We start from the raw sequence: 26,134 nt of genomic DNA on the forward strand, positions 1-26,134 counted from the left end.
CTCCAGTTAGCAGCTTCGCTCGACTTGCATGTGTAAGGCACGCCGCCAGCGTTCACCCTGAGCCAGGATCAAACCCTCCATCTCTATCTCGGGCTCGTCCTTATTATATTATCCGCAGAGCTGCTATCTATTTTTCAATGACCTCCTCAACCTCGCGTCTTCTAATTTACCATACTTATTCCAAACCGTCAATTTCATGTTTTTAACATTTTCTTTTATTCTTTGTAACATCTTTTACACTTATCCAGGTGTTTTAAGTTTCTTTTTTTATAAAAATTCCCCTATTTTGGAATACTTTTAAAGTTTTACTATCCGTTGTTTTAGAATCTTAATACACAATATATTGTGTATGTAAAGCAACTAATACACAATATATTGTGGTATAATATGATTTCAAATACCGATTATAAATACAATAAATACAAAACAGGGGGGATTTTATGTTCATTAATTTTGGTTTTTCAACAGATTTTGATAGAAAACTACGTGAACTTGAAAATAAATACGGGGAATATATCTTCGAACTTGAAGGTCTTGGCTCCCATCTTGATATTGACAAATTTAATAAAACATTTTTTCAATCTGAACTTGTAGGAGATATTTCTATTGATTCAAATGCAAATGTTAGATCAAAACACATTGGTACATATTTTACCGAAATATACAAACCGTTCACAAAGTTAAATTCTCTCTACGTCATTTGGAAAGAATTAAAAAAACATTTTGGAAGAGACTATGCTGACAAATTTCTAGAATATCAAATCAACGGTGCCATATACCTGCATGATGCGCACCACGCGGCATTTATGCCATATTGCTTTGCCTACACCCTAAAACCCATTGTGGAAAAAGGATTACCATTTATAGATACTATCCAATCCACTCCAGCAAAGCACCTTAGCACGTTTATTCAACATGTTATTCAATTTGTTATGTTTGCTTCAAATCAAAGCTCTGGCGCTGTTGGATTACCAGATTTCTTTGTGTGGATGTGGTATTACATAAAAAAAGACTTAAAAGACGGAGTTATACCAAAAGACAAAACAAAGTGGTATATAGAACAACATTTTCAAATTTTAACTTATTCATTTAATCAACCAATTAGAACAAATCAAAGTCCTTACACGAATTTTACATATCTTGATAGGAATTATATAAAAGCGATATTTGAAGGGGAAAAGTATCCAGATGGAACGTATATAACAGATTATGTAGAGGATATTATTAACCTTCAAAAACATTACTGGGAATGGGTAGCCAAAGAAAGGGAAAGACAAATGTTTACATTTCCCGTACTAACTGCCACACTTTTGTACAAAGACGGAAAATTTGTAGACGAAGATTCAGCAAGATTTATAAACAAAGTTAATATGAAATGGCAGGACACAAATTGGTACATCTCAGATTCAGTTGATGCTGTTGCTTCTTGCTGTCGCTTAACATCCTCTACCAAAGATTTAAAGTTATCTCTTTCTTTAGATGAAGATGAACCAAAACTAACAGGTATGGCAAATTCAATAGGTGGTTCTGATCTAAACATAGGGTCATTTAAAGTTATTACAATTAATTTACCGAGAATTGCGCTTGAAGCAAACGATAATAGAAAAAAATTCTTTGAAATTTTAAAGGAAAGGGTAGATATCGTTCAAAAAACCCTTTATGTTATTAGAAAAATACTAGAAGAAAGAATCGCTCAAGGGGTACTTCCGTTATACTCAATAGGACTTATGAAACTTGAAAGACAATACGGGACTATTGGAATTACAGGAGTATGGGAAGCAGCAGACTTTATGGAACTAACCGCGGTAACGCCCGAAGGACTTGAGTATACAAAAGAAGGAGAAAACTTTGTAGAAGAAATTCTTGACACTATAAGGAAAATGGCAGAAGATGGGTTTAAAAAATACAAATTCACATTTAACATTGAACAAGTCCCCGCTGAAAAGGCTGCTATTGTTTTAGCTGAAAAGGATAGTTATATTTATGGTAAAGACAAACAACCATATAAACTTTATTCAAATCAATGGATCCCACTTACAGCGGAAACCGATATGATGAACAGAGCTGGATATTCCGGTAAATTTGACAAAAAAGTATCAGGAGGAGCAATTCTACACATCAACCTTGGAACACCTTTAAAAAACGAAGAAGAATCCTGGAAATTAGTAAATGCCATTGCAAAAATGAATGTTATGTATTTTGCGTTTAACCAAAAGATAAGTACGTGTGAAAATGGTCATGCATTTATAGGAAATAAATGTCCAATATGTGGAAAAGAAAAAGTCGAAGAATACCTTAGAATAGTAGGATATCTAGTACCATATTCTTCGTTCAACAAAGTAAGGAGAAAATATGAATACAAAGAAAGAAAATTCTATAATGTATGAAGGTGAAAAAATGAAAGTGTATGTAAATAGAGTATTTTTTAACACAATTGATCACCCCAAATATTTCGCATTATCTATATATTTTCAAGGATGTGATAAACATCCAAAATGTCCTTTTTGTCATAACAAAGATACATGGGAACCTTTTAAAGGGTTTGAATATGATGTTGAGGCTCTAATAAGACGTCTAAAAGAGAAAATTAACGCTATCATTGATTCATATGACAAATTAGCAGTTGTGTATTTGGGTGGAGAACCACTTGCACCATACAATAGAAAAGCCGTCTTTGAAATATCAAAAGCCTTAAAAGAAGAATTCTCAGATAAAATAGTCAACACCATATATACATGGCGCACACTAGAAGATATTGAAGCCCAAAACCTACGCAATTACATCACATATATGGATGAAGGTATATTGGGGCCATATGAGCACGATAAAAGAAACATTGATGAAAACGGCAACTTACTATTTCCCGCATCTAAAAATCAAAAATATGTGAAATTTTCAAGGAGGAGAAAGACGTGTATGAAGACGTACTAAACAGATGGTTAGACATTAAACCATCAAAAAACGCCTACAAAATACTTTCAGAAAGGTACTTTTATAAAAATATGGAAGGGGAGTTTTTGGAAACAAAATGGGAAGAAGTTTGCAGAAGAGTTGCAAGGGTTGTAGCTACATCTGAAATTCTCTACAACAAAAATTTGGATAAAGTAAAAGAATATGAAGAAACATTCTACAAAATGCTCAAATCTAGAATCTTTATTCCAAACAGTCCAACACTTTTCAATGCGGGAATGGGAGTAAGACCAGAACTTTTGTGGAAACCTATTGAAAATATGACATTGGAAGATTACGAGGAAATTTACAATACAAGAAATCACCTTCACATGTTATCTGCTTGTTTTGTAGTTCCTGTTGAAGATAGTATCGAAGGTATATTTGAAGCCGTAAAAGAATATGCTTTAATTACAAAAGCTGGTGGTGGGATTGGTTCAAACTTTTCTAGTTTAAGACCCAAAGGAAGTTTTGTTGCAGGCACACATGGCCAAGCATCCGGTCCTATCTCTTTCATGCACGTTTTTAACTCTGCAATTGGAGTAGTAGAACAAGGATATAAAAGACGCGGCGCTTTGATGGGAATTTTAAACATTAATCACCCTGATATTGAAGAGTTTATAGCAGCAAAAGAAAATAATGACGGAGAAAAAGTGTTAAAGTATTTCAATATTTCAGTGGGAATTCCCTTTGAGAAGGAAGAATTTCTAAAATTGTACAATGATGATAAAGAAATAATTCTAACTCATCCAAAATTTAACAATAAAAAAAGCATAAAAGCAAGGTATATATTAGAAAAAATAGCTAAAAATGCATGGAAAACAGGTGACCCAGGACTTGCATTTTTACATGAAATGAACAAATACTATCCACTTTATCCAGAAAAAGAAATTATTTCTACCAACCCATGTGGTGAAATTGGACTTGCACCGTATGAGGCGTGTAATCTTGGATCAATAGATGTTGCAAAATTTGCAAATGAAAATGGTGAAATAGATTGGAAAGCGTTGGAAAAAACCGCAAGACTTGCCGTAAGATTTTTAGACGACGTAATTGACGTTAACGTATTTCCACTTGAAAAAATTACCAAAGCCGTCAGAGAAAGCAGAAGACTTGGACTAGGGATAATGGGGTTTGCAGATTTGCTATATAAATTAAATATCCCTTACAATTCAGAAGAAGGAAGAAAGATCGCTGTTGATTTAATGGGATTCATTGCACTCCATAGTCATGATGAATCAAATAAACTGGGAAGGGAAAAAGGAAACTTTCCATTATTTGAAAAAAGTAGATTTTACACCGAAGATGGATTTGTACCATTTGCAATGGGATTAAGCAAATACGATGATGAAATAAAAAACGTTATGAAAGAATCTAAACATGGAAAAAGAAACGTTGCAGTATTAACTATTGCTCCAACGGGATCTATCTCAAATATAGCAGATACAAGTAGCGGACTTGAACCAAATTTCTTACTTGCATACGTTAGGTATATGAATAAGCATGATGGCAATAAAGAAGCTTTATTTTACGTTAATAGGGTACTTGAAGAAAAGTTAGATTCATCAATACTTGAAAAGATAAGAGATAAATTAATTGAAAAAGGTTCTCTACAACAACTTGACGTTCCTGAAGAAATAAAAAGAGTTTTTGTGACAGCTATGGATATTTCCCCAATGGACCATCTTTTAATGCAAGATGCCTTTCAAAGATATACAGATAACAATATATCAAAGACTATTAATATGCCATCAACAGCAACTGAAGAAGATGTATTAAATATTTACCTTGAAGCGTTTAGATTAAACGTAAGAGGACTTACAATATACAGAGACGGATCACTCCAAACACAGGTATTAACATCTGCCAAACATGTAAAAACAAAAGATGCACCAAAAGTACAATTTTTCCTCTTAGATGAAAAACATAAACTTAGACCAAAACCACGTAAAAACACGCTACGTAGTGTAACGAGAAAATACAAATCACTGGAAAATACTACTTACATTACCGTTTCTTTTGATGACAGCGGCGAAGCTGTGGAAATATTCCTCTCAAATGGAACCGAGCTTGCAGAATCTATAGGAAGATTATCGTCTATTGCTTTAAGAGCAGGGGTGTCAATTGAAGAAATTCTTGAACAACTTCAAAAAGTTAATGGAAAATACACAAATGGCTTAGCAGAGGAAATCAAAAAAGCCATAGATGACTTTATAGAACTTTGGGGAAACACAGAAATCCAAGATGACGAAGTTTTTGTAATAGATGGAACGATAAAAACGGCAGAAGAGGTAGAAAAATTTGTAATGGCAAATGACCTAGAGTGGAGTGAAGGATATTATGTAGATGAAAATGGAAATGTATATTGCCCTTCATGTCTATCTAAAAATAGTATTATCAAACAAGAGGGTTGTATGAGCTGCAAAAAATGTGGCTGGAGTAAATGTAGTTAAATAAAAGCTCCCTTTTGGGAGCTTTTATATTTCTCTACGAAAAATCTACATATAAAAATTAATTGGCTATGTTTGCAACCGGAGGAATTTTATCCAATATTAGAACTTTAAAACACAACTTTTCCAAAAATATCAAAATAAATATTGGAATTTTCCAATCTAATTTTTAAACCAAGGTTATATTCATTATCATACAGCAACCCAAAATTGTATTTATCAGATAAATTTGTGTGACTGTATCCTCCAAAAATTTTGTAATTCTTCACAACTGGTATATACATTGAAATATTATAATTCAAATCTGTCATGGAAAAGTCTGTTACAAGATCCCAATTGAATAGACTTAAATCCATAGCAAATTTATTTTTGAAATATTGCAACGTTGTATTCCAATCATTTGATTTCGCCTCACAATAAAATCCCAATTCTCCTAAATTGAAAAAGTATCCACCGTACAATTCCACATCTGCATCAAAAATACTAAAGTTATATCCCAAAAGTATTCCATTCCTATCGTAGAAATCTCCGTATAAAAGTGAGAAATCGCTATATCTTGCTCCAATTATAAATGGAACAGCACCAGACTCTGCTCCTAAATCTACAAAAACACCGGCAAAAGAAAGATATACACCACTTTGGATACCGTTAAATGGTAAATCAACTGGCAAATTGTAATGTGCCATAATATTCCATTTGTCTACTTTAAAATTAATTACTCCGTATTCGATATTAGCTCCTGAATAACCTATTGAAAATTCAAGTTCATCTGAAGGTTTAAATATCAAAGATAATTTATTTGAAAATCCTATACCTTTTATTAAAGTCGTAGAATCGTATTTATAAGTAACAGTAAAGTTATAAATTCCACTCAAATTCACAGAACTTTTACTTGAATTTTCTGATTTTTTTATCACTAAATTCCCGCCTTCTAAAACAAGTTCAAACGCTCCATTTTTTCCTCCATATCCATCTGGTACATAACCAGGAGCATTTGGATCTTCCTGCCAAACTTGATTACCATTAATTAAGAATACATATTTATACTGATACTTACCTGGATTTAATTCCATCGAAACTTGCCAATATCCATCTACATTTTTCATCTCAATTGCCTGTGAATCCCAATTATTAAAACTTCCAGCCAAAAATGCTTTTGTTGCTTCTCTTTTTTCTACTTTAAAATATACCTTACCATCAACTACACTCACACCCAATGGTATCTCTTTTTTTCCTTCCACTACACTTTCCGGTGCTTTAACAATAAGACTTTCACCCCCTCTACAAACTTTTAAAACAGAATTTTTACCTCCAAAACCATCTGGAACGTATGCAAATGCATTTGGATCCTCTACCCATTCTTCACCATTAACAACAAACTTGTACTGATATTCTCCTGGTTCAAGTTCCAAGATTGCTTCCCACCATCCATCACCTAAACCGTACATTTCATCACTCTCTGCATCCCAATTGTTAAAGTCCCCTGCGATCATAACATAATCAGCATCTGGATTGTAATACCTAATAACTACATAACCTTCCTCATCGACAAATATAGTGTCTTTCCTTTCTTTGTTAATTTCATACTCTTCTGCACCATTTTCTTTTTCCATTAACTTCCCAATAGGTTCTATTACAAGAGAACCATCCTGTAAGACTAATTTAAATGCCCCGTTTTCTCCCCCATAACCATCATCAACATACGATGGAGCATTCGGATCCTCTACCCATTTTTCACCATTAACAACAAACTTGTATTGATACTCACCTGGTTCAAGTTTAAGTGCTACCACCCATACACCATCTTTAAATTCCATTTCTGTGGATGTTGTAGACCAATTATTAAAATTTCCAGCTAAGTACACTTGTTCTGCATCAACTTCGAACGTAAAATAAACCATTTCCTCTTTAACAAATACATTTGAAAAGATTGAAACAGATAGAATAATTAAAAATACAAATAAAGATTTTTTTCTCATCTTCACACCTCCATTACCACCAAGTATTAAATTCCAACGAAACAACTTTTTTGAAATTATTCACATTGTAAAAATCTCCATTTCCAATGGAAAGTTTTACCTCTCCGTTTGAAAATCCAGTAATTTTCATTTCTGCATATACCGTATTTTTTATTTCATACACACCTACTATTCTCTGTGCCTTTCCAAAAAATGAAATATTTCCAAAAGTTTTTGAAATTTCAATATAATACACTTCTCCCAAAGTTCCAATTGTGTTATGTGCAGGTTTCCCAAAAGAATAAGAGATCTTTCCGTTAAAATCAAATAACGAATAGTCATATTTCAAAGTAAAACTAAACTTTTCCCATAAATCAGGTGTTAAACCTATACTATCAAAACCTATTTTTGAAAGAGAAACTGAAAATTTAGAAACATTAAAATTTAGCCCAACCTCACTTAAACTTTCAAAATTTTTTCCATTTTCATCACTTTTAATATTTCCCCAAACCCCAAAATTATCAGCATTATACCACATAGTTATAAAATATCTATTTGATTTATCTATACTTGTAAAATCTGGTAGCATCACATTTTTACCCAAAAAAGTGGATTTTACCCCCCATCTTAAGTTCTTATCCACCAATCCAAATTGGTAAATTCCCTTTTCAAAATCAACACTTCCATCATACGTATAAACCGCTTCAAACTGAATATCAACAAAAGTAGGTAACATTATTTGAAATAAAAAATCTTTCAATTGATCTCTTATACCAATTAATATTAATCCATTATTTAACTTGTATTTTAGATAATTCAAAGAAAGACTATTATACAAAAACAAATAAAAGTTCGAATAATTCATCATTACCCCATCTGAGCCCGTACTAAAATTATACAAACCAAGAAAATCATCCAAGTTCCCAAAAATTCTATTTTTATACAAATAAAGTCCAAACGTTTTCTTTGAAAAATCCAATTCTGCAGATTCCAAATTCTCACCATTCAAAGAAAAATTCCCAGAAAAATCACTTCCCAAAACACTCATGTTGAATCTAAACTCTGTCGACATATTATAACTTGGAACAAATACTGGAAAACCATTTGAAAAATCTGCAAAGTATACAAATTTAAAAGAATAAGATGGAGAAATCATACCAAATGAAAACAGCGAAAAAATAATCAAAACAAAAAATATATATTTTTTCACATTACCACCTCACTTAACATAAACATTCAAAATGCTAAACTTTGGATCAAATTCTATGTAAAGAGAACTTCCAGATTTATCCGCAATAAATAAAGCATCTTGTCCATACCCGGCGTTATAATTTTTTCCATCAAACTGTTCTTCATAAGGTTTCCAATCGATTCCCCTGGCAATTTTATACTTAAAACTATCACCCTTATTAACATCTATATTCAGCTCATATACAAATTTTCCATCAATTTTTTCCATCTTTTCTAAAGACCAACCGTTGAAATCTCCCGCACAATACCAATCACCTATTTCTTTTTCAATATCCCCTGCACCCACAGCATATCCATCACGCATAATATTAGGTGAAGCAAATACAGTTATTGAAGTAGCATCAGCTAAATTTTCCTTCCAAACAGGAACACTTGATTGAACTTTTGTCACACCACCTACGTATATAACTTTATACCACCCAATATTTCCAAGACTTCCAGGGTAAAAAGTAATAGATGCTACAGGAATTTCAAATTCATAAATTCCATTATTTAAAACCATCCTATCGTTTTGCGTTGGGACCCAATTATTCCATTCACCTGCCACATATACACCCGATTCTAAAGATAAATTAAATAGTTTCATACAACCTGATAATAATAGTGCCAGGACAAAAAAAGAAAATATAAATATTTTTTTCAAATTAATCACCTCCAAAACTCATAATAACAAGGGGACCTCAAGGTCCCCCTTTCGTCATCAGGTAAATATAAAAACAATTTACATATTTTCCCAACTATGCACCTTTAGTATTACTATGGTTGCATCGTCGTTTAAAATTAAAGCTCTATTATCTTCATACCCGCCGGTCTCATTACCTTCTGGATATGCCCAGGCATTTGATTCATTTTTCAATCTTAGTTTAAACTCATAATAAGTGTTTGATTCCAATTGTTTTGTTATAGTCCATACATTACCTTCTTTCACCATATCTTCTCCATTCCAACCATTCATATCTCCAACTAGTTGTACTACCGAACCATCTGGAGTTGTATCAGGTACATAAGCAATAAATTTAACTGTTATTGTAGATGTAGCTGGATTTACAAGATCTTCGCCTTTCCAATTTAAAACTGCATCATTTACAATATTTCTTAAATTTTCATTTACGTACACAAAACGATTTTTTATATCACTTGAACCATCTTTTTTCATTTCGACATTATCCTAACTTTTACCAATCAAATATTTGTATCGAAATTCTACTCCACCAGTAATGGAAGCTTCTGGAAGATCATATTCTCCAATTGCATATTTCTTTCCATCAACATCAGTTACATTAAGCACCCACACATTATCCAATTTCCAATTATTCATCTCACCAACAACATATATCTGAGTAGCGGTAGTTGTATCTGGCAAGAGTACTCTAAAAGAAAGTCACGGTTTTTGCACTTCTTTACTCAACTCAGGATTTACACAACCAAAAAATACAAAAACAATTAATAAAAGACTAACCATAAGATACACACTTTTTCTCACAACAATCCCTCCTTTTAATAAGCTAAATTTTTGGAATCACTTCCACCAAGTTATTTTAACAAAAATAAAATAAAAAAAATTCAAAAACATGGAAAAATTCCAAAAAAAAATGCAAGGCAAAAAGCCTTGCATTTTTGGCGTGCCCGGGGAGATTCGAACTCCCAACCTTCAGATCCGCAGTCTGACGCTCTATCCAATTGAGCTACGGGCACAACTCCTTTTAATTTAAAAATGGGGGAATACATCCCCCAAAAACCTGGCGGAGAGGGAGGGATTCGAACCCTCGGTGGGAAAAATCCCACACTTGCTTAGCAGGCAAGCGCCTTCGACCACTCGGCCACCTCTCCATACTATCACGTATAGATTTTAACTTAATTTCATTTAGATGTCAAGTAAAAAAAATCTAAAGTACTACCATTTCATTTGGACTTCTCAATAGAATTATAGGCTTTTCACCATCATCCCAAAGTTCACCGTAAAATCTTACAATTTTATCTTTTAAATCATACAAGTTGTAATCTTTGAAAAAATAATCATATTCTTCTTCCCTTATTTTAATTGTAAACCAATCGCCATATATTTCCCACATTCCACCACTCTGGTGTACATTACTAACTTTTCCCTCAAGAAATACTATATTTCCAATATATGATTTATAATTACTTGAATTTTTCAAAATAGGTGCTGTACTCCATTTTGAAAAAATCCCTACTTTTTTTTCAAAAGCATAATTGTACGCACTAACAATTCTGGAAGTTAATTCTGGATCAACATTTTCAAAATATATTAATGGCCTTGCAAGACCTGCTTTTAAAATTTCTTCTTCGTAAAAATACGTTTTATCTTTTGATTTTCCAAATACATATGCTAAGACTCTACCGTATCTATCTTTTCCCTCTTCTTTCAAATAAATTTCATACTTTTTTACAAAATCTTCTAAAAACTGTTTTGCTTGTACTCCAAACTCACCTACAGGTTTACTACTTTTATGGACTTCCGGAGTATCAATACCAATAATCCTCACTTTATCCCTCACTGTATGAAATGTATCTCCGTCAACAACACTACTAACTAAAACTCCACTTCTTCCGTCTAGATTAATTATATCCAAATTAACACAAGAAGTTAAAATCAAAAAAACTAAAAAAGCATACAAAAACAGCCTTTTTACATCCATTAACCTTACCTCCTAAAATACGCCGCAAATGCGGCGCGTATTAAAACTACCTTATTTCAATATCTTCCTGCCATCTAGGTAAAATTTCATACTCGCCCTTGTAAACAGCTAAAATACCTTGGACTTTTACCTTTTGCCCAACATTTAAATTTGATATGTCTATATTTGTACCCTTTTTCAAATACACCTTTATAATAAAATCCCCTGTGTCAACTTTAAAGTTATACTTATTTTTTTCTTTTACTACTCCCTCGACATACACAAATGCAGAAATAAATGTCTTAGACAAACTTGTTAAAACATCTGGAATAACTTTTGCACTGCCAACTTTTTCAACATTATTTGCAACCAATTCAATCACACCATTCCACAATTTACTCTTCCCAGAAATCACCACAACATCTCCTACGTTTAAATCTCCTCCTAATACTGGAGAATAAATCATTAGTCCTGCAGTTTCATCTTGTATATAAAAGCTACCTTTTCCCAAAAGATCTTTTGGAGAAGTAACTATACCTTTAACTACAAAACTTTTTCCTTCTTCTCCAAGTATTACATCCATTATAGAATTAAATCCCTTCTTTTTTTCCTCAACTGGAGTAACAAGCTTAGAATTAAACGAGAATAATTTATTAAACTCAAGGCTGTAGAAATAATTAAGCTCTGCTATTATCTTTTGTTCTCCTGCTATGTTGCTTTCTAAATCTCCATTTCCCACTTTTAAAGTAAAATCTTTATATGCCAATTTCAAACCATACAACGGCAAATAATTTGGATCCGATGCCCAAACACTGTTATACCTTAAAAACACACCTAAAACATAATCGTTTAAAGCATAATCAACATCCAAATAATATGCCCATGCATTTGGCAAAAACGCAACATCATTTGGATCACCGGTTTGAAAATCTGCATCGTATCTATTAACACCTAAACTTAAAAATTGTGTGCTTAATGCTAAATTATTAAAGTTTACCTTTCCACCCACCAAATACGAAAAATTGGCAATATCAGATGATTTAGCCGACAAAGCTGTCCAAGCCAAAATTGAAAAATTACCTAAATCAAAGCTTCTATTTACATCCAATGAAATTTGATTATATTTTGTTTCATAATAGCCACCTAATTTAAAACCAAACAAATCAGCCTGGACATATCCTGCAACACTTCCTAGATCTAAATCATATGCTGCTCCAAGATTTATTTTTCCAATTTTAACATCCAAACCTGCACCATAGTAATCAAATTTCAATCCACCAACCCTCAAACCCTCTAGCTTTTCCGTTTGACTTTTTTTCAACCTTGTCTTTAGAACATCTAGTTTTACATCATAACCAAATAAATCAAATTTTCCCTCAAGATAATAATATCTTGGCTTGAAAATCGAATATGTTCCCAAATTCCAAGAATCATGGGAAAGTTCTAAATAATCAGTTACTTTAAATGCCAAAAAATCAAATGGTTGGTATGTAACATAAAGTATGGGAAAGTAATCAAATGCGCCATCATCTAAACCCATTGTAGTTAAATTTAAAATAGAAAGAGAAAAATTTCCCGAAAAAGAAAGAATAGAAAGAAACAAAACTAAAGAAATCAAAATCCTTTTCACAATTTCACCTCCGATAAAAATAGGGCCTTTACGGCCCTAAAATTCTATTAATTTAAAAGACTTAAAATTCTATATCTTCCGCTGTTCTTGGATAAATTTGCCATTCATATTTATATCCTGCAAGATATCCTGTTACCGTTGCAGGTGCATTTTCACATGTGCTTACAGCTGTATATGTATACACTGTAACTGTTGCAGTTCCAGAATCTACTGGATATTCAAATTCAAATTTTTTACCAGTGGTATCTAAAGAAGTTAATGTACCTTTTGCCGTTACAAACCTATAATTCCACAACGCAAGAGCAGTTGCATCTGCCGTATTGCCAGTAGCATCAAATAACCAAGTATTATCAAGTTTTACATTTAAAACACTTGGCTCACATTCACTAGCTGTTTCAGTTGAAACCACTGTAACATCCTTCATCCTTAAATTTCCATTATAAGTATCTTTATACAACGTTCCTGTAACTGTTACTTTATCACCCACATTTAATCCTGCAGAAGAAATATCTTTGATGTATATTCCAGAAGTTGAATCACTTAATATTCCATAATAATTATATTTATAAACAAGTATACCTGTTACAGTCGCAGAAGATGTATCATTTAAAAGATAATCTAGCTTAGCACCTGCAATACCTGTTAAAACAACTTCTTCTCAACCTTGTGGAAGATTTTGTTGTAAACATCCGCTAAATAAGATAAAAACTAATATAACACCCAAAATTACCCCTACATATTTCTTCATAAATCCCTCCTTTGTATAAAGTTTAGCAAAATTATTACATAACACTTTCTTAACTTTTCAAAATTCTAAAACATATCCCACAATTCTTCTTTACTGGTAGATACAGCTATTGCTCCTGCATCTAGTATTTTTTTAACCTGATTTTTTTTACTAACAAGTCCTCCTGAAATAATTGGTTGTTCTATATTTTCTTTTATGTACTTTATAAATTCTGGAATAAGTCCTGGTAAAACTTCAACAAAATTAACTTTGTGTTTTTTTATTTGTTGGATTCCCGTTTCTACCGCTTTAGAATCTATCAAAAATATCCTTTGAACAGTCATTAACCCTAATTTACTTGCGATAACAATAAGGTTTGACCTTGTAGTAATTATTCCATCTGCACCGACAAACTCCTTGACAAGTTTCACACTTGCCTCATCTCTTCCCAAACCACTTACAAGATCCAAATGTACAAAAACGATTTTACCGTTTTCTTTTAATATTCTAGTTGAATTCTTTATTTTAAAAATATCTCCCTCTAACAAAAAAACCGAAGAAACAGGTGTGGGAATAATTCTTTCAACAGCTCTTAAATCTCTTATTGCAGGGACTATTGGGTATACAAATGGATGCAATATTACTCACTCCATTTCATGGATCTTTTAACTGCTTCTTTCCATTTTTTATACATATTTTCTCTTTTTTCTTCTTCAATCAGTGGCAAAAATCTTTTGTCCAGATTCCACTTTATTTCTTCTTTACTTTTCCATACACCAGTTGCAAGTCCTGCAAGATATGCGGCACCTAATGCCGTTGTCTCGGTAATTTGCGGCCTTTCAACGGGAATACCAAGGATATCCGCCTGAAATTGCATTAAAAAGTTATTGTTAGATGCTCCTCCATCTACTCTCAAAGTCCCCATATTTATCCCAGATTCTTTTGCCATAACCTCAAGAACGTCTCTAGTTTGATACGCTATAGATTCAAGTACTGCTCTAACAATATGTGCTTTTGTTGTACCACGTGTTATTCCAATTAAAAGTCCCCTTGCATACATATCCCAATACGGTGCACCAAGTCCTACCATAGCAGGGACAAAATAAAGTTCTCCTGAATCAGGCACAGACATGGCAATTTCTTCAGTTTCGTATGCTGCATCAATGAGTTTTAAGTTATCCCTTAACCACTGTACAGCGGCCCCTGCTATAAAAATACTTCCTTCAAGTGCATATTCCACCTTTCCGTCAACACCCCAAGCAATTGTTGTAAGCAATCCAGAATTGGAATAATAAGGCTTTTCCCCAGTATTCATCAAGATAAAACAACCCGTACCATATGTGTTCTTTATCATCCCTTTATCAAAACACGTCTGACCAAAAAGCGATGCCTGTTGATCCCCTGCATCACCAGCAATTGGAATCTTCCCACCAAAAATATCCGTATATCCGTACACCATGCTAGATGGCACAGGTGTTGGTAAAATACTTTTTGGAATATCTAATATTTCCAAAATTTCTTCATCCCATTGTAACGTATTAATATTAAACAACATAGTTCTTGATGCATTAGAATAGTCGATAACGTGTACTCTTCCACCTGTTAAATTCCAAATAAGCCAAGAATCTACTGTTCCAAACAAAATATTACCTCTTTTTGCGTCTTCTTTTACTCCTTCAACGTTATCTAAAATCCACTTGATTTTTGTTCCAGAAAAATACGCATCAACTACTAATCCCGTTTTTTCTTTAATTAATTTTTCATATCCTTTTTCTTTTAAATCATCACAAATTTCAGCTGTTCTTCTACATTGCCAAACAATTGCGTTATACACAGGCTTCCCCGTTCTTTTATCCCAAAGGATTGTCGTTTCCCTTTGGTTGGTAATACCTATTGCCGCTATATTTTCTACACCTACTGTATCAACTGCTAACTTTGCCACTTCTATTTGTGAATTTAGAATATCAAATGGATCATGTTCTACCCATCCCGGCCTTGGATAAATTTGTCTATATTCTTTGTTTTTCACAAAAACATCTTTCCCACTTTCATCGAACAAAATAGCTCTGGAACTTGTAGTTCCTTGATCAAGCGCCAATATGAACACCATATCCCCCCTTGCTTTTTCAATCCTTTTTCAACACTGTTCGCGTAGCAACAAGATTTGCGCCCGTTGACAATATATCATTAACTATTATATCACCTCGTTTTACAGGAGCTTTTATTTTTAACCCTTTAATATATTCTATTATCTCATGCAACATTTTCTTTGGAACTGGTTTATCAGTTTTTGCCGAAACAAGTTCCATTACTCCATCTTCAACTTTCACACTAATAGTAAGTATTCTTTTTGGATTAGTAACCTCATTTTTTGCATATTCCAATCCCCTTGGACAACGATTACCCTCAACTTTTATTTCACCATTTACAAATACCGTCAACTCACAACCAATAGGACACGATATACATGTCATCTTTTTAATCAATTTCATTCACCTCCACGGTGACATTTGGACCAAAATTGTTAAAATCCTTTACAACTAAATCTATCATCTCACTTGGTCTAATCCGCCAATTAAATTTCCTTATTACTTTATCATCAAACTTTAAAATGGATTTCTTAAAGCTCTTTAGAGGCCTTAAATAAATTTTAAAAGATTTTTTTTGTGAAAATCTTTGCGGAAGTAATACTCCTACATTTTGTCCCCTTAGAAATCTTTTATCTGAATCTGGTAATTTTTCATTCTTTGAAATTAGCGCCGCATAATACCCTGCTATTTTTCCCTCTTCGTATACAAAGTCTACAAGATCATGGATAGCCACGTTATTTCCCGCTGCAAATATCCACTTAATACTAGTTCTCATAAATTCATCTATTATGGGGCCTTTATTTATGGGATCCATTTCAACAAAACCTTCTATTAACTCATTCTGTGGTATTAATCCCACCGAAGTAACTAACGTATCTACTTTGATTTTTCTTTCCGTACCTGGTATAGGTTTTTTATTTTTATCTACTTTTGCAATAGTTACCGCATTAAGTCTCTGATCCCCATGAATTTCAACTACTGTATGACTCAACCAAAGTGGTATTTCAAAATCCTCCAAACACTGTACAACGTTTCTAATAAGTCCACCTGGTTCTGGCATAATTTCCACTACACCTACAACATCCATTCCCTCTATTTTCAACCTTCTTGCCATAATAAGTCCTATATCACCCGATCCCACAATTAAAACTTTTCTACCTGGCAATCTGTTATAAATATTCACCATTTTCTGTGCCACACCTGCAGTGTATACACCAGCTACCCTTGAACCAGGTATTTGCAAGGAACTAAGAGGTCTTTCTCTTGCTCCAGTTGCCATAACAAGAGCCTTTACTTCAAAAATAACTAATCCCTCTTCAGATAAAGTTACAACTTCTCTTGTCTTTGGCTTTATCTCCAAAACCGTGTAATTAGGGCGTATAACATCTTCCTTTAATTCATCCCACATTCTTTCCATAAACTCTGGACCTGTTAGTTCTTCTTTGTAAACGTGTAATCCAAATCCATTGTGTATACATTGGTTTAAAACACCTCCAGTACTCCTATCACGTTCCAACAATACAGTTTTAACACCTTCTTTTGTAGCCGAAATTGCAGCAGCAAGGCCTGCTGCACCACCACCTACGATTAACACATCCACCTTTTCTCTTCTCATACTCTCACCTTGCCATCCATTATCCAGGATTTTTCATAATTTAATTTTATTTCTTCTATGGGGATATTTAACTCTCTAGAAATTATTTCCATAATCTTCAAACTACAAAAACCACCTTGGCATCTTCCAAAAGATGCCCTAGTTCTAAATTTAACACCGTCCAAAGTTCTTGCGCCCCTTCTAATCGCCTCTACTATCTCTCCTTCTGAAACATTATTACAAAAGCATACTGTTCTTCCAAATCTTGGATCTTTTTTCACCAATTTTTCCCACTCTTCTAATCCAACCTCTTTTATATTCGGTATCTTCTTTCTATAAGGATTAAAATGTTTTTTTCTTTGTAAATTAATCTTTAGGTCTTCTGGAAAAATCTTTTCCACTACATATTTAGCTATTGCAGGTGCAGCAGTAAGTCCTGGGGATCTTATACCCGCAACATTTACAAATCCCCAAACCTTTGTAGGCCCAATAATAAAGTCTTTCTCCTTTGTCTCGGGTCTTAAACCCGCAAATGTTTTTATTGTATATGAAATATCAATCTTTGGTACCAATTTTTTTGATTTCACATATACCTCATCTAACCCGTCCCTTGTCGTTGATAAATCGTACTTCTTCTCCTTTGGTAGATCAACTGCGTTAGGACCTAACAAGATTCCACCATCTACCGTTGGTACAACAAGTATTCCTTTTGATTTTTTAGTAGGTGTCGGAAAGACAACACTATTTACAAGTCCTTTTAATTTTTTGTCTAATAATATATATTCTCCTTTTCTGGGAAATATTTCAAAATTTGCGACTTTCACCATCTTTGCAATTTCATCTGCAAACAATCCCGCTGCATTTATTATCACATCAACTTTATACTCTGCCTTATCCGTAATAATTTTTGAAACTTTCCCATCCTTTACTACAATATCTTTTACACTTTCACCAAGGTGTAGCATAGCACCATTTTCAACTGCATTTTCAATTGCAGCCATCGCCACATCCCACGGCTCAGTTATACCTGCAGTGGGACACCACAAAGCGGCAATGACTTTATCACTTAAATTTGGCTCCTTCTTCTTTAATTCTGTTTTTTCCAAGATTTCCAAGTCTTCTACTTTGTTCTCTCTTCCTTGCTTTTTTAACTCTTTTAAATACTCCATATCTTCTTCTTTAAACGCCACAACCAATGATCCCACACGTTTAAAACTAAAATCCAACTCCTTTGATAATTCATCGTAAAGCTTGTTTCCATATGCTGCAAACATTGCCCGAACTGATCCCGGTGGATCATCGTATCCTCCATGTACTATCGCAGAATTTGCCTTTGTAACACCCCAACCAATATCAGGTGCTTTCTCGACAATATGTACTTCAATATCATACTTTGAAAGTTCTCTAGCTATAAGACTACCTGAAATGCCTGCACCTACAATAAAGACTTTCATAATAACACCTCCATAACAAAAAGAGCCATATACCACATATGTGGTATATGGCATCTCCTATTCTCCTGCCTAAAATCTATTAACTTTCTATTTAAATTATATCACATTTTATTTTTATATTTTAACGATTTTTGCCTTTTCATTTTGTATAATTTTTCGTCTGCTTTTTTATACGCCCTCTCAAATTGACTATACCGTGAAATACCGTAGGAAAAATCCAAATTTATTTTACGTTTCATCTGTAGTCTAATCTTTTCTACTAAACCTTTTGGATTCTCAAAATACGTTATTATGGCAAATTCATCCCCACCAAGTCTTATAAAATAATCCTTTTTTGGTAAATTTTCTACAACTATCTTGGAAAAATCTTTTAGTACCCTATCCCCATATTCGTGTCCATATCTGTCATTTAGCTCCTTAAAATCGTTCAAATCTATTAAAATAAAATACCCACCGGGTCTCAACTTATCAATTATCTTTCTATTGTATGCCCCGGTTAAAGGATCAGTTAACACTTCTTCTATTAAAAGACTATGTTCTAATATTACTCTTTTAAAATCTCTAGAAATCATAATGATAACGGAAATTGCAGATGCTGAAAATGCATATCCTGTAAGCAATTCCCTTACAGAAGGATAAAACAACAAAATAATTGTATGGATAACAGATATTGCGGAAAAAACAGAAGAAAAGTACAACCACTCAACTTTTAAATAAAACACTCTAATTGCAGCATATATTAAAAAGAAAATCATAATAATATTTGAAATTTGCGTTATTTTCACATAAAAAACAAAATCATACGACATAGAAACTAAAAATAAAATAGGCACAAATACGTAAACTATCCATTTTGAAACGAAAAAATTCCTTTTATACACTTCAACAGCGTATATGTAAAAAACTATAGAACTATACGTTGCAAGAGAGATTATCTTTAAAAACATAAGATAAAAATTTGGGTTAAACATAGTTTCACGTACACTGAAATGAGAAAGATGCAAAGCTGTAAAAAGCAAAAAAATTCCAAAACTTAAGTATGAAATTTTCAAATTTCTATCTTTAATAGAACTTCCAAAAATCCACGAAACAATAGCCGAAATCAAACTTATACCAATTGAAATATAAACAAATTTTTCTTTGAAAAACTCCTTGTATATAACATACCTTGTTGCTATTTTGTAATTTGTTAGAAATGGAATATTTGCCAAACCCACATCGTATATTCCGAAAATCTCAATAATTAGCTCATTTTCTTCTTTTAAATTTTTCAATTCTATCTTAAAAACTTTATTCCAAATATTAGCAGTTAAATCACCGAATTTATATACAAGCTCTCCATTTAAATATACTTTCAACATATTTCCCGAAATGCGATTAATCACCAAAGTATCATATCCCACATTCTTAAAGTGGGACTTTAGAGTAACACTCTTTGCTTTTCCAGTTGCATTATAAAAAGGAAGAGAAAGATCAAAGTTTAAATCCATTCTCTCTTTTGGTGGCGAAATATTTAACAAAAAAGAAATTAAAAAATACAAAGCTAATGCTAAAAATACGCTATAGATTACCTTTTTAATATTATCTCCCCCCAAGACATTATATCATAGAACAAAATAATATCAATTTTAGTCAAAATTATACGGAAAAGGGGGTGAAAAAATGAGAATAAACAACAACATCAATTTATGGATCACCCACCGGCTTTTATCGATTCAAAACCAAAACAGAACAAACCTAGCTGAAGTAAGTGATGCACAAAAGCTTCTTACATCGGATATTTCAGGGGCAACAATATATGAAAGGATGAAAAGCCAAATAGAAGGATATGGAAAAGTAATTGAAAATATCTACAGTGGTGTAGATATGTTAAATTCAGCAGATTCTGCTCTTTCGTCAATCCAAGAGAATCTACAAAGAATTAGGGAACTTGCAGTGCAGGCCTCAAATGGAACATTGACAGAAAACGAACGTTCCGCTCTAAACGAGGAATACAATCAGTTGTTAAATCAGATTAATGATACGATTAAAAATACCCAATTTAATAACAAACAGCTTTTAAATGGTGAAATTGAGAATCTAAAAATTACCATAAATCCAAATGGTGAATCGGAAAGTATAACAATTCCAGATGTAACCCCTACAACACTTGAAGATTCAAACTTACTAAGTGTGGAAAATGCGCAAAGCACATTAAAAAAAATAGATGATATTACTTCTAATATATCAAATATAAGGAGCAAAATAGGCGCACATATAAATTCTCTAAAACAACACGGCTCTGTTGCAGCAAGTGCCCTTGAAAATATTACATCAAATGCAAGTATAATACACGATACAGATATAGCAAAAACGTTGCTGGAAATAACTAAAAATAATATATTAACTCAAAACCTTCTCTCACTCTCCACCCAGTCAAACGTATCTGCTTGGTCTGTGTTAAGGCTTCTTGGATGACTCGGAAAAATAAAAAAAGAGCCGGATGCTTCCGGCTCTTTTGTTTTTGGTGCCGAGGGCGGGACTCGAACCCGCATGGGGCGTCAACCCCAGTTGATTTTGAGTCAACCGCGTCTCCCAATTCCGCCACCTCGGCATCGCATTAAATATTTTAACATATATTAAAGCAATGTCAATAAATCTTTTTTAGACAAAATTTTCCAATTTTTATCTTCATCGTATACAATTTCGACAACTTTTACATCTTCATCTGAAAAAATATCTGGTATTAAGTATTTATCTATATCTGTAAGGTTTGCATTTAAAATATCTTCCTTTTTGATCCAAAGTAGTTTTCCTTCATCACTCTCTTTTACATCATCTGAAAATACATCTCCTCTAAAAATAAATAAGATCCAATTGTAATTTTTAGGACCAATTTCGGTAGTCACCATTCTCAACCTCAAATTATGTAACTTCAACCCCGTTTCCTCAAAAAATTCCCTTACCATTGCTTTCTCAATTTCTTCCCCATTTTCAACCTTTCCACCAGGTGATACTAAAAAGTTTGCAAATGGCTCTTTGTTTCTAGTAATAAATAATACTTTGTCGTTGTATTCTGCATAACACATAACGGCCAATTTTTGCTCTTCATTCTTTCTTATTTTTCCTATAACTTTAGAATAATCAACATTCAAAAATGCCTTTTTTATCTTTTCTTTTTCATCAACATGGATAAATTTTATACCTACTTTTTCACACGCCTTGTCATTTTCAGAATCACCTATCATAACGCAATCTTTTGGGCTGATAGATAAAGTTTGTATTATCTCTTCAAAAAATCTAGGGTCTGGTTTTGCATAGTGCGCATTTTCCATAGAAGTTATATAGAAAAAATCACCTGGGTTTAAATCTACAAATTCAATTCTTTTTTCCACTGCAACTTTTGGAAAAAGTGGATTTGAAGCAAAAATAACCTTGTTATTTGTGTTCTTTATTAAGTCCACCAAAAATTGATTTTTTCTTATTATTTTTTTCAAATTCAAAAATTTTTCATCGTAAAACTCAAAAAATAAATCTTTCCAATATTTTCTTGAGCGATTACTCTTTTTAGAAATCTCATCTAAAAACCTTTCAAATAAATTCCTTGAAGTATCTAAATTAGACAAAATTTCATTTATACTTTCCATTACCAAAGCTATCAACTTTTTTGAATCAATCTTGGAAAAATCTGAGAGTAGATTAAAATATTCTTTCATAAACTCCCTTTCATCGTTTTTTATTAAAGTTCCATCGTAATCCACAAAAATGTACATGTTTTTCTCCCCCTTATTTATATTATAATTATTAGTGGTGATATTAATGAAAAAAGGGATATATTTACTCTTTATAACAGTAAAAAAAGACATTAAAGTAAAAGTTGGATCTCTTGGAGAAATTAAAATAAAAAAGGGACTATACGTTTATGTAGGTTCTGCTCAGAATAATCTAGAACAAAGGATAAAAAGACATACTTTAAAAGAGAAAAAACTCTTTTGGCATATAGATTATATCACTTCACACCCCTATGTAGAAATTATCGGTGCAATACTTATAAATGGTCCAAAATCACTTGAGCCTAATATTGCATGCAAACTTTCTCAAAAATTTCCACATATAAAGAAATTTGGTGCAACTGATGATAATGCGTGTAATTCACACCTCTTTAAAATTATATAGGGTGTTTATTATCTTGAAAAAAATAAGATACACCTTAGAAACACACTATCAATTTTTTATGATAGAATTATGATGAATTATTTTAAGGAGGAAAAAATATGGCACAAAAATTTTGTTCCTTTTGTGGGAGATCTGCAGACAAGGTAGAAAAGCTAATAGCCGGACCCGGAAATGTATACATATGTAACGATTGTGTGGAAATCTTCCACGACATACTTTATGAAGAAAAACAAGCAATCCCTCAAAAGCGGGAAAGAGAAGAACTTCCAAAACCATCACAAATAAAAGCAGAACTTGATAAATACGTCATTGGTCAAGAAAGGGTTAAAAAAATACTTTCTGTTGCCGTATACAACCATTATAAGAGAGTTTTTTCAAACTTAGATTTTGACGATGTAGAAATAGAAAAATCAAACGTAATATTGATAGGCCCCACGGGAAGTGGAAAAACCTTAATTGCAAGAACACTCGCAAAGATACTTGATGTGCCCTTTGCAATAGCAGATGCTACTCCACTTACTGAAGCAGGATACGTTGGTGAAGACGTGGAGAATGTTATCCTAAGGTTACTTGAAGTTACAAATTTTGATGTAGAACGCGCACAATACGGTATTATATACATAGACGAAATAGACAAAATTGCAAGGAAATCCCCAAATCCATCTATAACAAGAGATGTCTCAGGAGAAGGGGTACAGCAGGCACTATTAAAGATCGTGGAAGGTACTATAGCCAACGTCCCACCACAAGGTGGAAGGAAACATCCGTATCAAGAATTCCTAAAAGTAGACACATCAAATATACTATTCATAGTAGGTGGAGCATTTGATGGGATTGAAGAAATTATAAAAAGGAGAATACAAAGCAGCGCTCTAGGCTTTAACGCACCAATAAAAAGTAAAAAAGAAATGAAACTTGGTGAAATACTTTCACATATAACCCCTGAAGATTTAGTACAATATGGATTAATTCCAGAATTTGTTGGAAGATTCCCCGTTATTGGCACACTTGAAGACCTTTCAGAGAAGGAAATGGTAAAGATACTTACAGAACCTAAAAATGCCATTTTAAAACAATACAAAAAATTGTTCTTAATCGATAACGTTGAGCTTGAAGTTACCGAAGATGCGCTCTATGCTATTGCAAAAAGAGCAACAAATAGGGGAACAGGAGCACGTGCATTAAAGAGTGTATTTGAAGAGGTAATGATAGACGTAATGTTTGAATTACCTGATCTCAAAAACATAGAAAAGATTATAGTAAATGAAGCATGCGTTACAAAAAAGGAAAAACCAAAACTTATAGTCAAGGAGTCTGCATAAATGATTGTTTTGGGTATAGAAACTTCTTGCGATGAAACCTCAGTTGCTATATTAAAAGATGGAAAAATCCTAAGCAACATAGTATCCTCGCAAGTTGAAATACATAAAAAATTTGGTGGTGTTGTACCCGAAGTTGCGGCGCGACACCACCTTTCAAATTTACCGATCATCTTTAAAACGGCAATAAAAAAAGCAAATATTTCACTAAAAGATATAGACTTGATCGCAGTAACACAAGGTCCTGGACTAATTGGTGCATTACTCGTTGGGATATCTTTTGCAAAGGGTCTTGCTTTGAAATTAAACAAGCCTATATTCGGTGTTAACCATATTATTGGACACGTGTATGCAAATTACATTACATATCCAGAGCTCACCCCACCCTTTATAGTATTAATGGTATCGGGAGGTCATACTGAAATTTTGAAAGTAACAAAAGATAAAATAGAAGTTTTGGGGAAAACCTTGGATGACGCAGCAGGTGAGGCATTTGATAAAGTCGCAAGAATATTGGGATTAGGATATCCCGGCGGACCTGAAATCGAAAAGATAGCAAAATTTGGAAATGAAAACAAATTCAATTTCCCAAAACCTTTGTACAACTCCAAAGATTACAATTTCAGTTTTTCAGGACTTAAAACTTCCGTACTATACACTGTAAGAAAATTAGATAATATTCCAGTTGCCGATATTGCCGCCTCTTTTCAAAAGGTTGTAACGGAAATACTTTTGCACAAAACTTTCAAAGCCGCACAAGAAAAAGATATCCATACGGTAGTGCTTGCAGGTGGAGTTGCGGCAAACAAATACCTTAGAAAAAAAGCACAAGAAAAGGCACAAAAATTGGGGATAAACATACTTATACCACCACTTGACTTTTGTACGGATAATGCCGCAATGATAGCTATGGCGGGATATAAATTGTTTGATGGAAAATCAAATATTCACATAGATGCTATTCCAAATCTCAAGCTCTAAAAAAGATAATTTCAACAATTACACCTTTATCCTTTTCGGACAAAACTACCATTTTATCCGAATATCTTTTTATATTTGGAAGTCCCATACCAGCACCAAATCCAAGCTCTCTTACGTGATCAGGTGCCGTTGAAAATCCCTCTTTCATTGCAAGTTCTAAATTTTCTATACCTTTTCCCTTATCTTCTATCCTTACAACAATACTATCATCTTTAATAAAACAGTAAATTTCACCTGTACTTCCACTATGAATCACAACATTTGCCTCTGATTCATACACACTTATTGCAATACGTCTTACAAGTTTTTCTTCTATTCCTTTTGAAAGAAGAAATTTTTTCAATTGCGCTGCACCTATTCCAATAGAATTAATGTCGTAATAATCTATTTTAAAATAAAAATCACTGTCATTTTTATTTATATTAACTCCTGTAATTAGTGATTTTTCCACATCTTCATCGAGGGCTTTTTTTCTTCTTTCATCGTGTAAATACAAAATACCCAATTTTAATGCAACCGCCTTCAAAATATCATTTTTCGTCACAATTCCCACTAACTTTCCAATTTTGTCTACAACTGGAAATCTACCATATCCGTATTTTTCAAATAATTCTATAACATCTCTTAAAGTATCATCCAAATTAACAGTAACAACTCTTTTGGTCATTTGCTCTTCAACAAGACTTTCAAGCTGATTTTTTTCAATACTCCTTATTATATCCTCAATACTGATAATCCCTATAACCTCTTTCTGGCTGTTTACAACTGGTACCCCTGATATCCTTTTTAATCTCAATATTTCCTTAACCTGTGCAATTGTCCTATTGGGTAAAACATAAATAACATCGCTATTCATAAATTCAACGACTTTCATATGTGAAAATATCGACTGCACCTTTTCCAATATATCCATACTTTACACCTCTTTAAAAGAATA

General features: G+C 33.0%; 23 protein-coding genes, 3 tRNA genes and 1 rRNA gene. 7 read left to right on the forward strand and 20 right to left on the reverse strand.

The window, feature by feature from the left end; genetic code table 11:
- Nucleotides 1–84: ribosomal RNA gene (locus XJ44_RS03470) — 16S ribosomal RNA — on the reverse strand; the annotation flags it as partial.
- A gap of 356 nt (nucleotides 85–440) precedes the next feature.
- Here XJ44_RS03470 and XJ44_RS03475 point away from each other — a divergent pair.
- Genes XJ44_RS03475 through XJ44_RS03485 form a run of 3 tightly spaced genes read left to right on the forward strand, consistent with a single transcriptional unit; the run spans nucleotide 441 to nucleotide 5,402 of the window.
- Nucleotides 441–2,387 (forward strand): anaerobic ribonucleoside-triphosphate reductase, encoded by a 1,947-nt coding sequence (locus tag XJ44_RS03475; protein ID WP_077198071.1) that lies wholly within the window; start codon nucleotides 441–443, stop codon nucleotides 2,385–2,387.
- Nucleotides 2,353–2,931, forward strand: coding sequence for a 4Fe-4S cluster-binding domain-containing protein (locus XJ44_RS03480; RefSeq protein WP_233119506.1), 579 nt, complete (start codon nucleotides 2,353–2,355; stop codon nucleotides 2,929–2,931). The genes XJ44_RS03475 and XJ44_RS03480 overlap by 35 nt, the downstream gene beginning before the upstream one ends.
- Nucleotides 2,913–5,402, forward strand: coding sequence for an adenosylcobalamin-dependent ribonucleoside-diphosphate reductase (locus tag XJ44_RS03485; protein WP_075665672.1), 2,490 nt, complete (start codon nucleotides 2,913–2,915; stop codon nucleotides 5,400–5,402). Before XJ44_RS03480 ends, XJ44_RS03485 begins: the two co-directional genes overlap by 19 nt.
- A 107-nt stretch (nucleotides 5,403–5,509) precedes the next feature.
- Here XJ44_RS03485 and XJ44_RS03490 read toward each other — a convergent pair whose 3' ends face one another.
- From XJ44_RS03490 to XJ44_RS03565, 16 genes are all read right to left on the reverse strand, one after another.
- Nucleotides 5,510–7,378: an isoamylase early set domain-containing protein gene (locus XJ44_RS03490; RefSeq protein WP_077198072.1), complete on the reverse strand. Its 1,869-nt coding sequence runs from the start codon at nucleotides 7,376–7,378 to the stop codon at nucleotides 5,510–5,512.
- Between the two features lie 13 nt (nucleotides 7,379–7,391).
- Nucleotides 7,392–8,567: a hypothetical protein gene (locus XJ44_RS03495; protein ID WP_077198073.1), complete on the reverse strand. Its 1,176-nt coding sequence runs from the start codon at nucleotides 8,565–8,567 to the stop codon at nucleotides 7,392–7,394.
- Nucleotides 8,568–8,576: 9 nt separating this feature from the next.
- Nucleotides 8,577–9,260 (reverse strand): hypothetical protein, encoded by a 684-nt coding sequence (locus tag XJ44_RS03500; RefSeq protein ID WP_084758757.1) that lies wholly within the window; start codon nucleotides 9,258–9,260, stop codon nucleotides 8,577–8,579.
- Nucleotides 9,261–9,329: 69 nt separating this feature from the next.
- Nucleotides 9,330–9,764, reverse strand: coding sequence for a hypothetical protein (locus tag XJ44_RS03505; RefSeq protein ID WP_077198075.1), 435 nt, complete (start codon nucleotides 9,762–9,764; stop codon nucleotides 9,330–9,332).
- 12 nt (nucleotides 9,765–9,776) lie between these two features.
- On the reverse strand, nucleotides 9,777–9,971 hold the full coding sequence (locus tag XJ44_RS03510; protein ID WP_077198076.1) for a hypothetical protein: 195 nt from the start codon (nucleotides 9,969–9,971) through the stop codon (nucleotides 9,777–9,779).
- Nucleotides 9,972–10,226: 255 nt separating this feature from the next.
- Nucleotides 10,227–10,303: transfer RNA gene (locus XJ44_RS03515), tRNA-Arg, on the reverse strand.
- A 45-nt stretch (nucleotides 10,304–10,348) separates the two neighbouring features.
- Nucleotides 10,349–10,438, reverse strand: a tRNA-Ser gene (locus XJ44_RS03520).
- A gap of 56 nt (nucleotides 10,439–10,494) precedes the next feature.
- Nucleotides 10,495–11,268 (reverse strand): thermonuclease family protein, encoded by a 774-nt coding sequence (locus XJ44_RS03525; RefSeq protein WP_075665677.1) that lies wholly within the window; start codon nucleotides 11,266–11,268, stop codon nucleotides 10,495–10,497.
- A gap of 46 nt (nucleotides 11,269–11,314) precedes the next feature.
- Entirely contained in the window at nucleotides 11,315–12,877 is a 1,563-nt protein-coding gene (locus tag XJ44_RS03530) for a single stranded DNA-binding domain-containing protein (RefSeq protein ID WP_077198077.1), read from the reverse strand.
- A gap of 61 nt (nucleotides 12,878–12,938) precedes the next feature.
- Nucleotides 12,939–13,364 (reverse strand): hypothetical protein, encoded by a 426-nt coding sequence (locus XJ44_RS03535; RefSeq protein ID WP_077198078.1) that lies wholly within the window; start codon nucleotides 13,362–13,364, stop codon nucleotides 12,939–12,941.
- A 326-nt stretch (nucleotides 13,365–13,690) separates the two neighbouring features.
- Nucleotides 13,691–14,242 (reverse strand): glycerol-3-phosphate responsive antiterminator, encoded by a 552-nt coding sequence (locus XJ44_RS03540; protein ID WP_077198079.1) that lies wholly within the window; start codon nucleotides 14,240–14,242, stop codon nucleotides 13,691–13,693.
- Between the two features lie 2 nt (nucleotides 14,243–14,244).
- On the reverse strand, nucleotides 14,245–15,711 hold the full coding sequence (glpK, locus tag XJ44_RS03545) for a glycerol kinase GlpK (RefSeq protein WP_233119507.1): 1,467 nt from the start codon (nucleotides 15,709–15,711) through the stop codon (nucleotides 14,245–14,247).
- Between the two features lie 19 nt (nucleotides 15,712–15,730).
- Nucleotides 15,731–16,090: a DUF1667 domain-containing protein gene (locus XJ44_RS03550; RefSeq protein ID WP_075665682.1), complete on the reverse strand. Its 360-nt coding sequence runs from the start codon at nucleotides 16,088–16,090 to the stop codon at nucleotides 15,731–15,733.
- Nucleotides 16,083–17,309, reverse strand: a complete 1,227-nt coding sequence (locus tag XJ44_RS03555) for an NAD(P)/FAD-dependent oxidoreductase (RefSeq protein WP_075665683.1) — start codon at nucleotides 17,307–17,309, stop codon at nucleotides 16,083–16,085. The genes XJ44_RS03550 and XJ44_RS03555 overlap by 8 nt, the downstream gene beginning before the upstream one ends.
- The gene (locus XJ44_RS03560) at nucleotides 17,306–18,742 is read right to left on the reverse strand and encodes an NAD(P)/FAD-dependent oxidoreductase (protein WP_077198081.1); all 1,437 of its coding nucleotides are present in this window, start codon (nucleotides 18,740–18,742) and stop codon (nucleotides 17,306–17,308) included. The genes XJ44_RS03555 and XJ44_RS03560 overlap by 4 nt, the downstream gene beginning before the upstream one ends.
- A 101-nt stretch (nucleotides 18,743–18,843) precedes the next feature.
- Nucleotides 18,844–20,262: a GGDEF domain-containing protein gene (locus tag XJ44_RS03565; protein ID WP_158071822.1), complete on the reverse strand. Its 1,419-nt coding sequence runs from the start codon at nucleotides 20,260–20,262 to the stop codon at nucleotides 18,844–18,846.
- A gap of 142 nt (nucleotides 20,263–20,404) precedes the next feature.
- On the opposite strand from XJ44_RS03565, the gene XJ44_RS03570 reads away from it, so the two are divergent.
- Nucleotides 20,405–21,199, forward strand: a complete 795-nt coding sequence (locus tag XJ44_RS03570; RefSeq protein WP_077198082.1) for a flagellin — start codon at nucleotides 20,405–20,407, stop codon at nucleotides 21,197–21,199.
- Between the two features lie 47 nt (nucleotides 21,200–21,246).
- Here XJ44_RS03570 and XJ44_RS03575 read toward each other — a convergent pair.
- Both XJ44_RS03575 and XJ44_RS09360 read right to left on the reverse strand, forming a co-directional pair.
- Nucleotides 21,247–21,335: transfer RNA gene (locus XJ44_RS03575), tRNA-Leu, on the reverse strand.
- A 25-nt stretch (nucleotides 21,336–21,360) separates the two neighbouring features.
- Complete coding sequence (locus tag XJ44_RS09360; RefSeq protein ID WP_233119508.1) at nucleotides 21,361–22,494, reverse strand: HAD-IA family hydrolase; 1,134 nt, start codon at nucleotides 22,492–22,494, stop codon at nucleotides 21,361–21,363.
- A 46-nt stretch (nucleotides 22,495–22,540) separates the two neighbouring features.
- On the opposite strand from XJ44_RS09360, the gene XJ44_RS03590 reads away from it, so the two are divergent.
- The 3 genes from XJ44_RS03590 (at nucleotide 22,541) to tsaD (ending at nucleotide 25,197) form a co-directional block, all read left to right on the forward strand.
- Nucleotides 22,541–22,897, forward strand: a complete 357-nt coding sequence (locus XJ44_RS03590; protein ID WP_077198083.1) for a GIY-YIG nuclease family protein — start codon at nucleotides 22,541–22,543, stop codon at nucleotides 22,895–22,897.
- Between the two features lie 98 nt (nucleotides 22,898–22,995).
- On the forward strand, nucleotides 22,996–24,219 hold the full coding sequence (clpX, locus tag XJ44_RS03595) for an ATP-dependent Clp protease ATP-binding subunit ClpX (RefSeq protein ID WP_075665687.1): 1,224 nt from the start codon (nucleotides 22,996–22,998) through the stop codon (nucleotides 24,217–24,219).
- A complete protein-coding gene (gene tsaD / locus XJ44_RS03600) occupies nucleotides 24,220–25,197 on the forward strand; it encodes a tRNA (adenosine(37)-N6)-threonylcarbamoyltransferase complex transferase subunit TsaD (RefSeq protein WP_077198084.1) in 978 nt (325 codons plus the stop codon).
- Here the strand turns inward: tsaD and XJ44_RS03605 are convergent.
- Nucleotides 25,187–26,110: a CBS domain-containing protein gene (locus XJ44_RS03605; protein ID WP_077198085.1), complete on the reverse strand. Its 924-nt coding sequence runs from the start codon at nucleotides 26,108–26,110 to the stop codon at nucleotides 25,187–25,189. The two genes, tsaD and XJ44_RS03605, sit on opposite strands and share 11 nt — an antisense overlap.
- Between the last annotated feature and the right edge of the window lie 24 nt (nucleotides 26,111–26,134).

The organism is Thermosipho affectus, from assembly GCF_001990485.1.
In the GTDB taxonomy this organism is placed as follows: domain Bacteria; phylum Thermotogota; class Thermotogae; order Thermotogales; family Fervidobacteriaceae; genus Thermosipho; species Thermosipho affectus.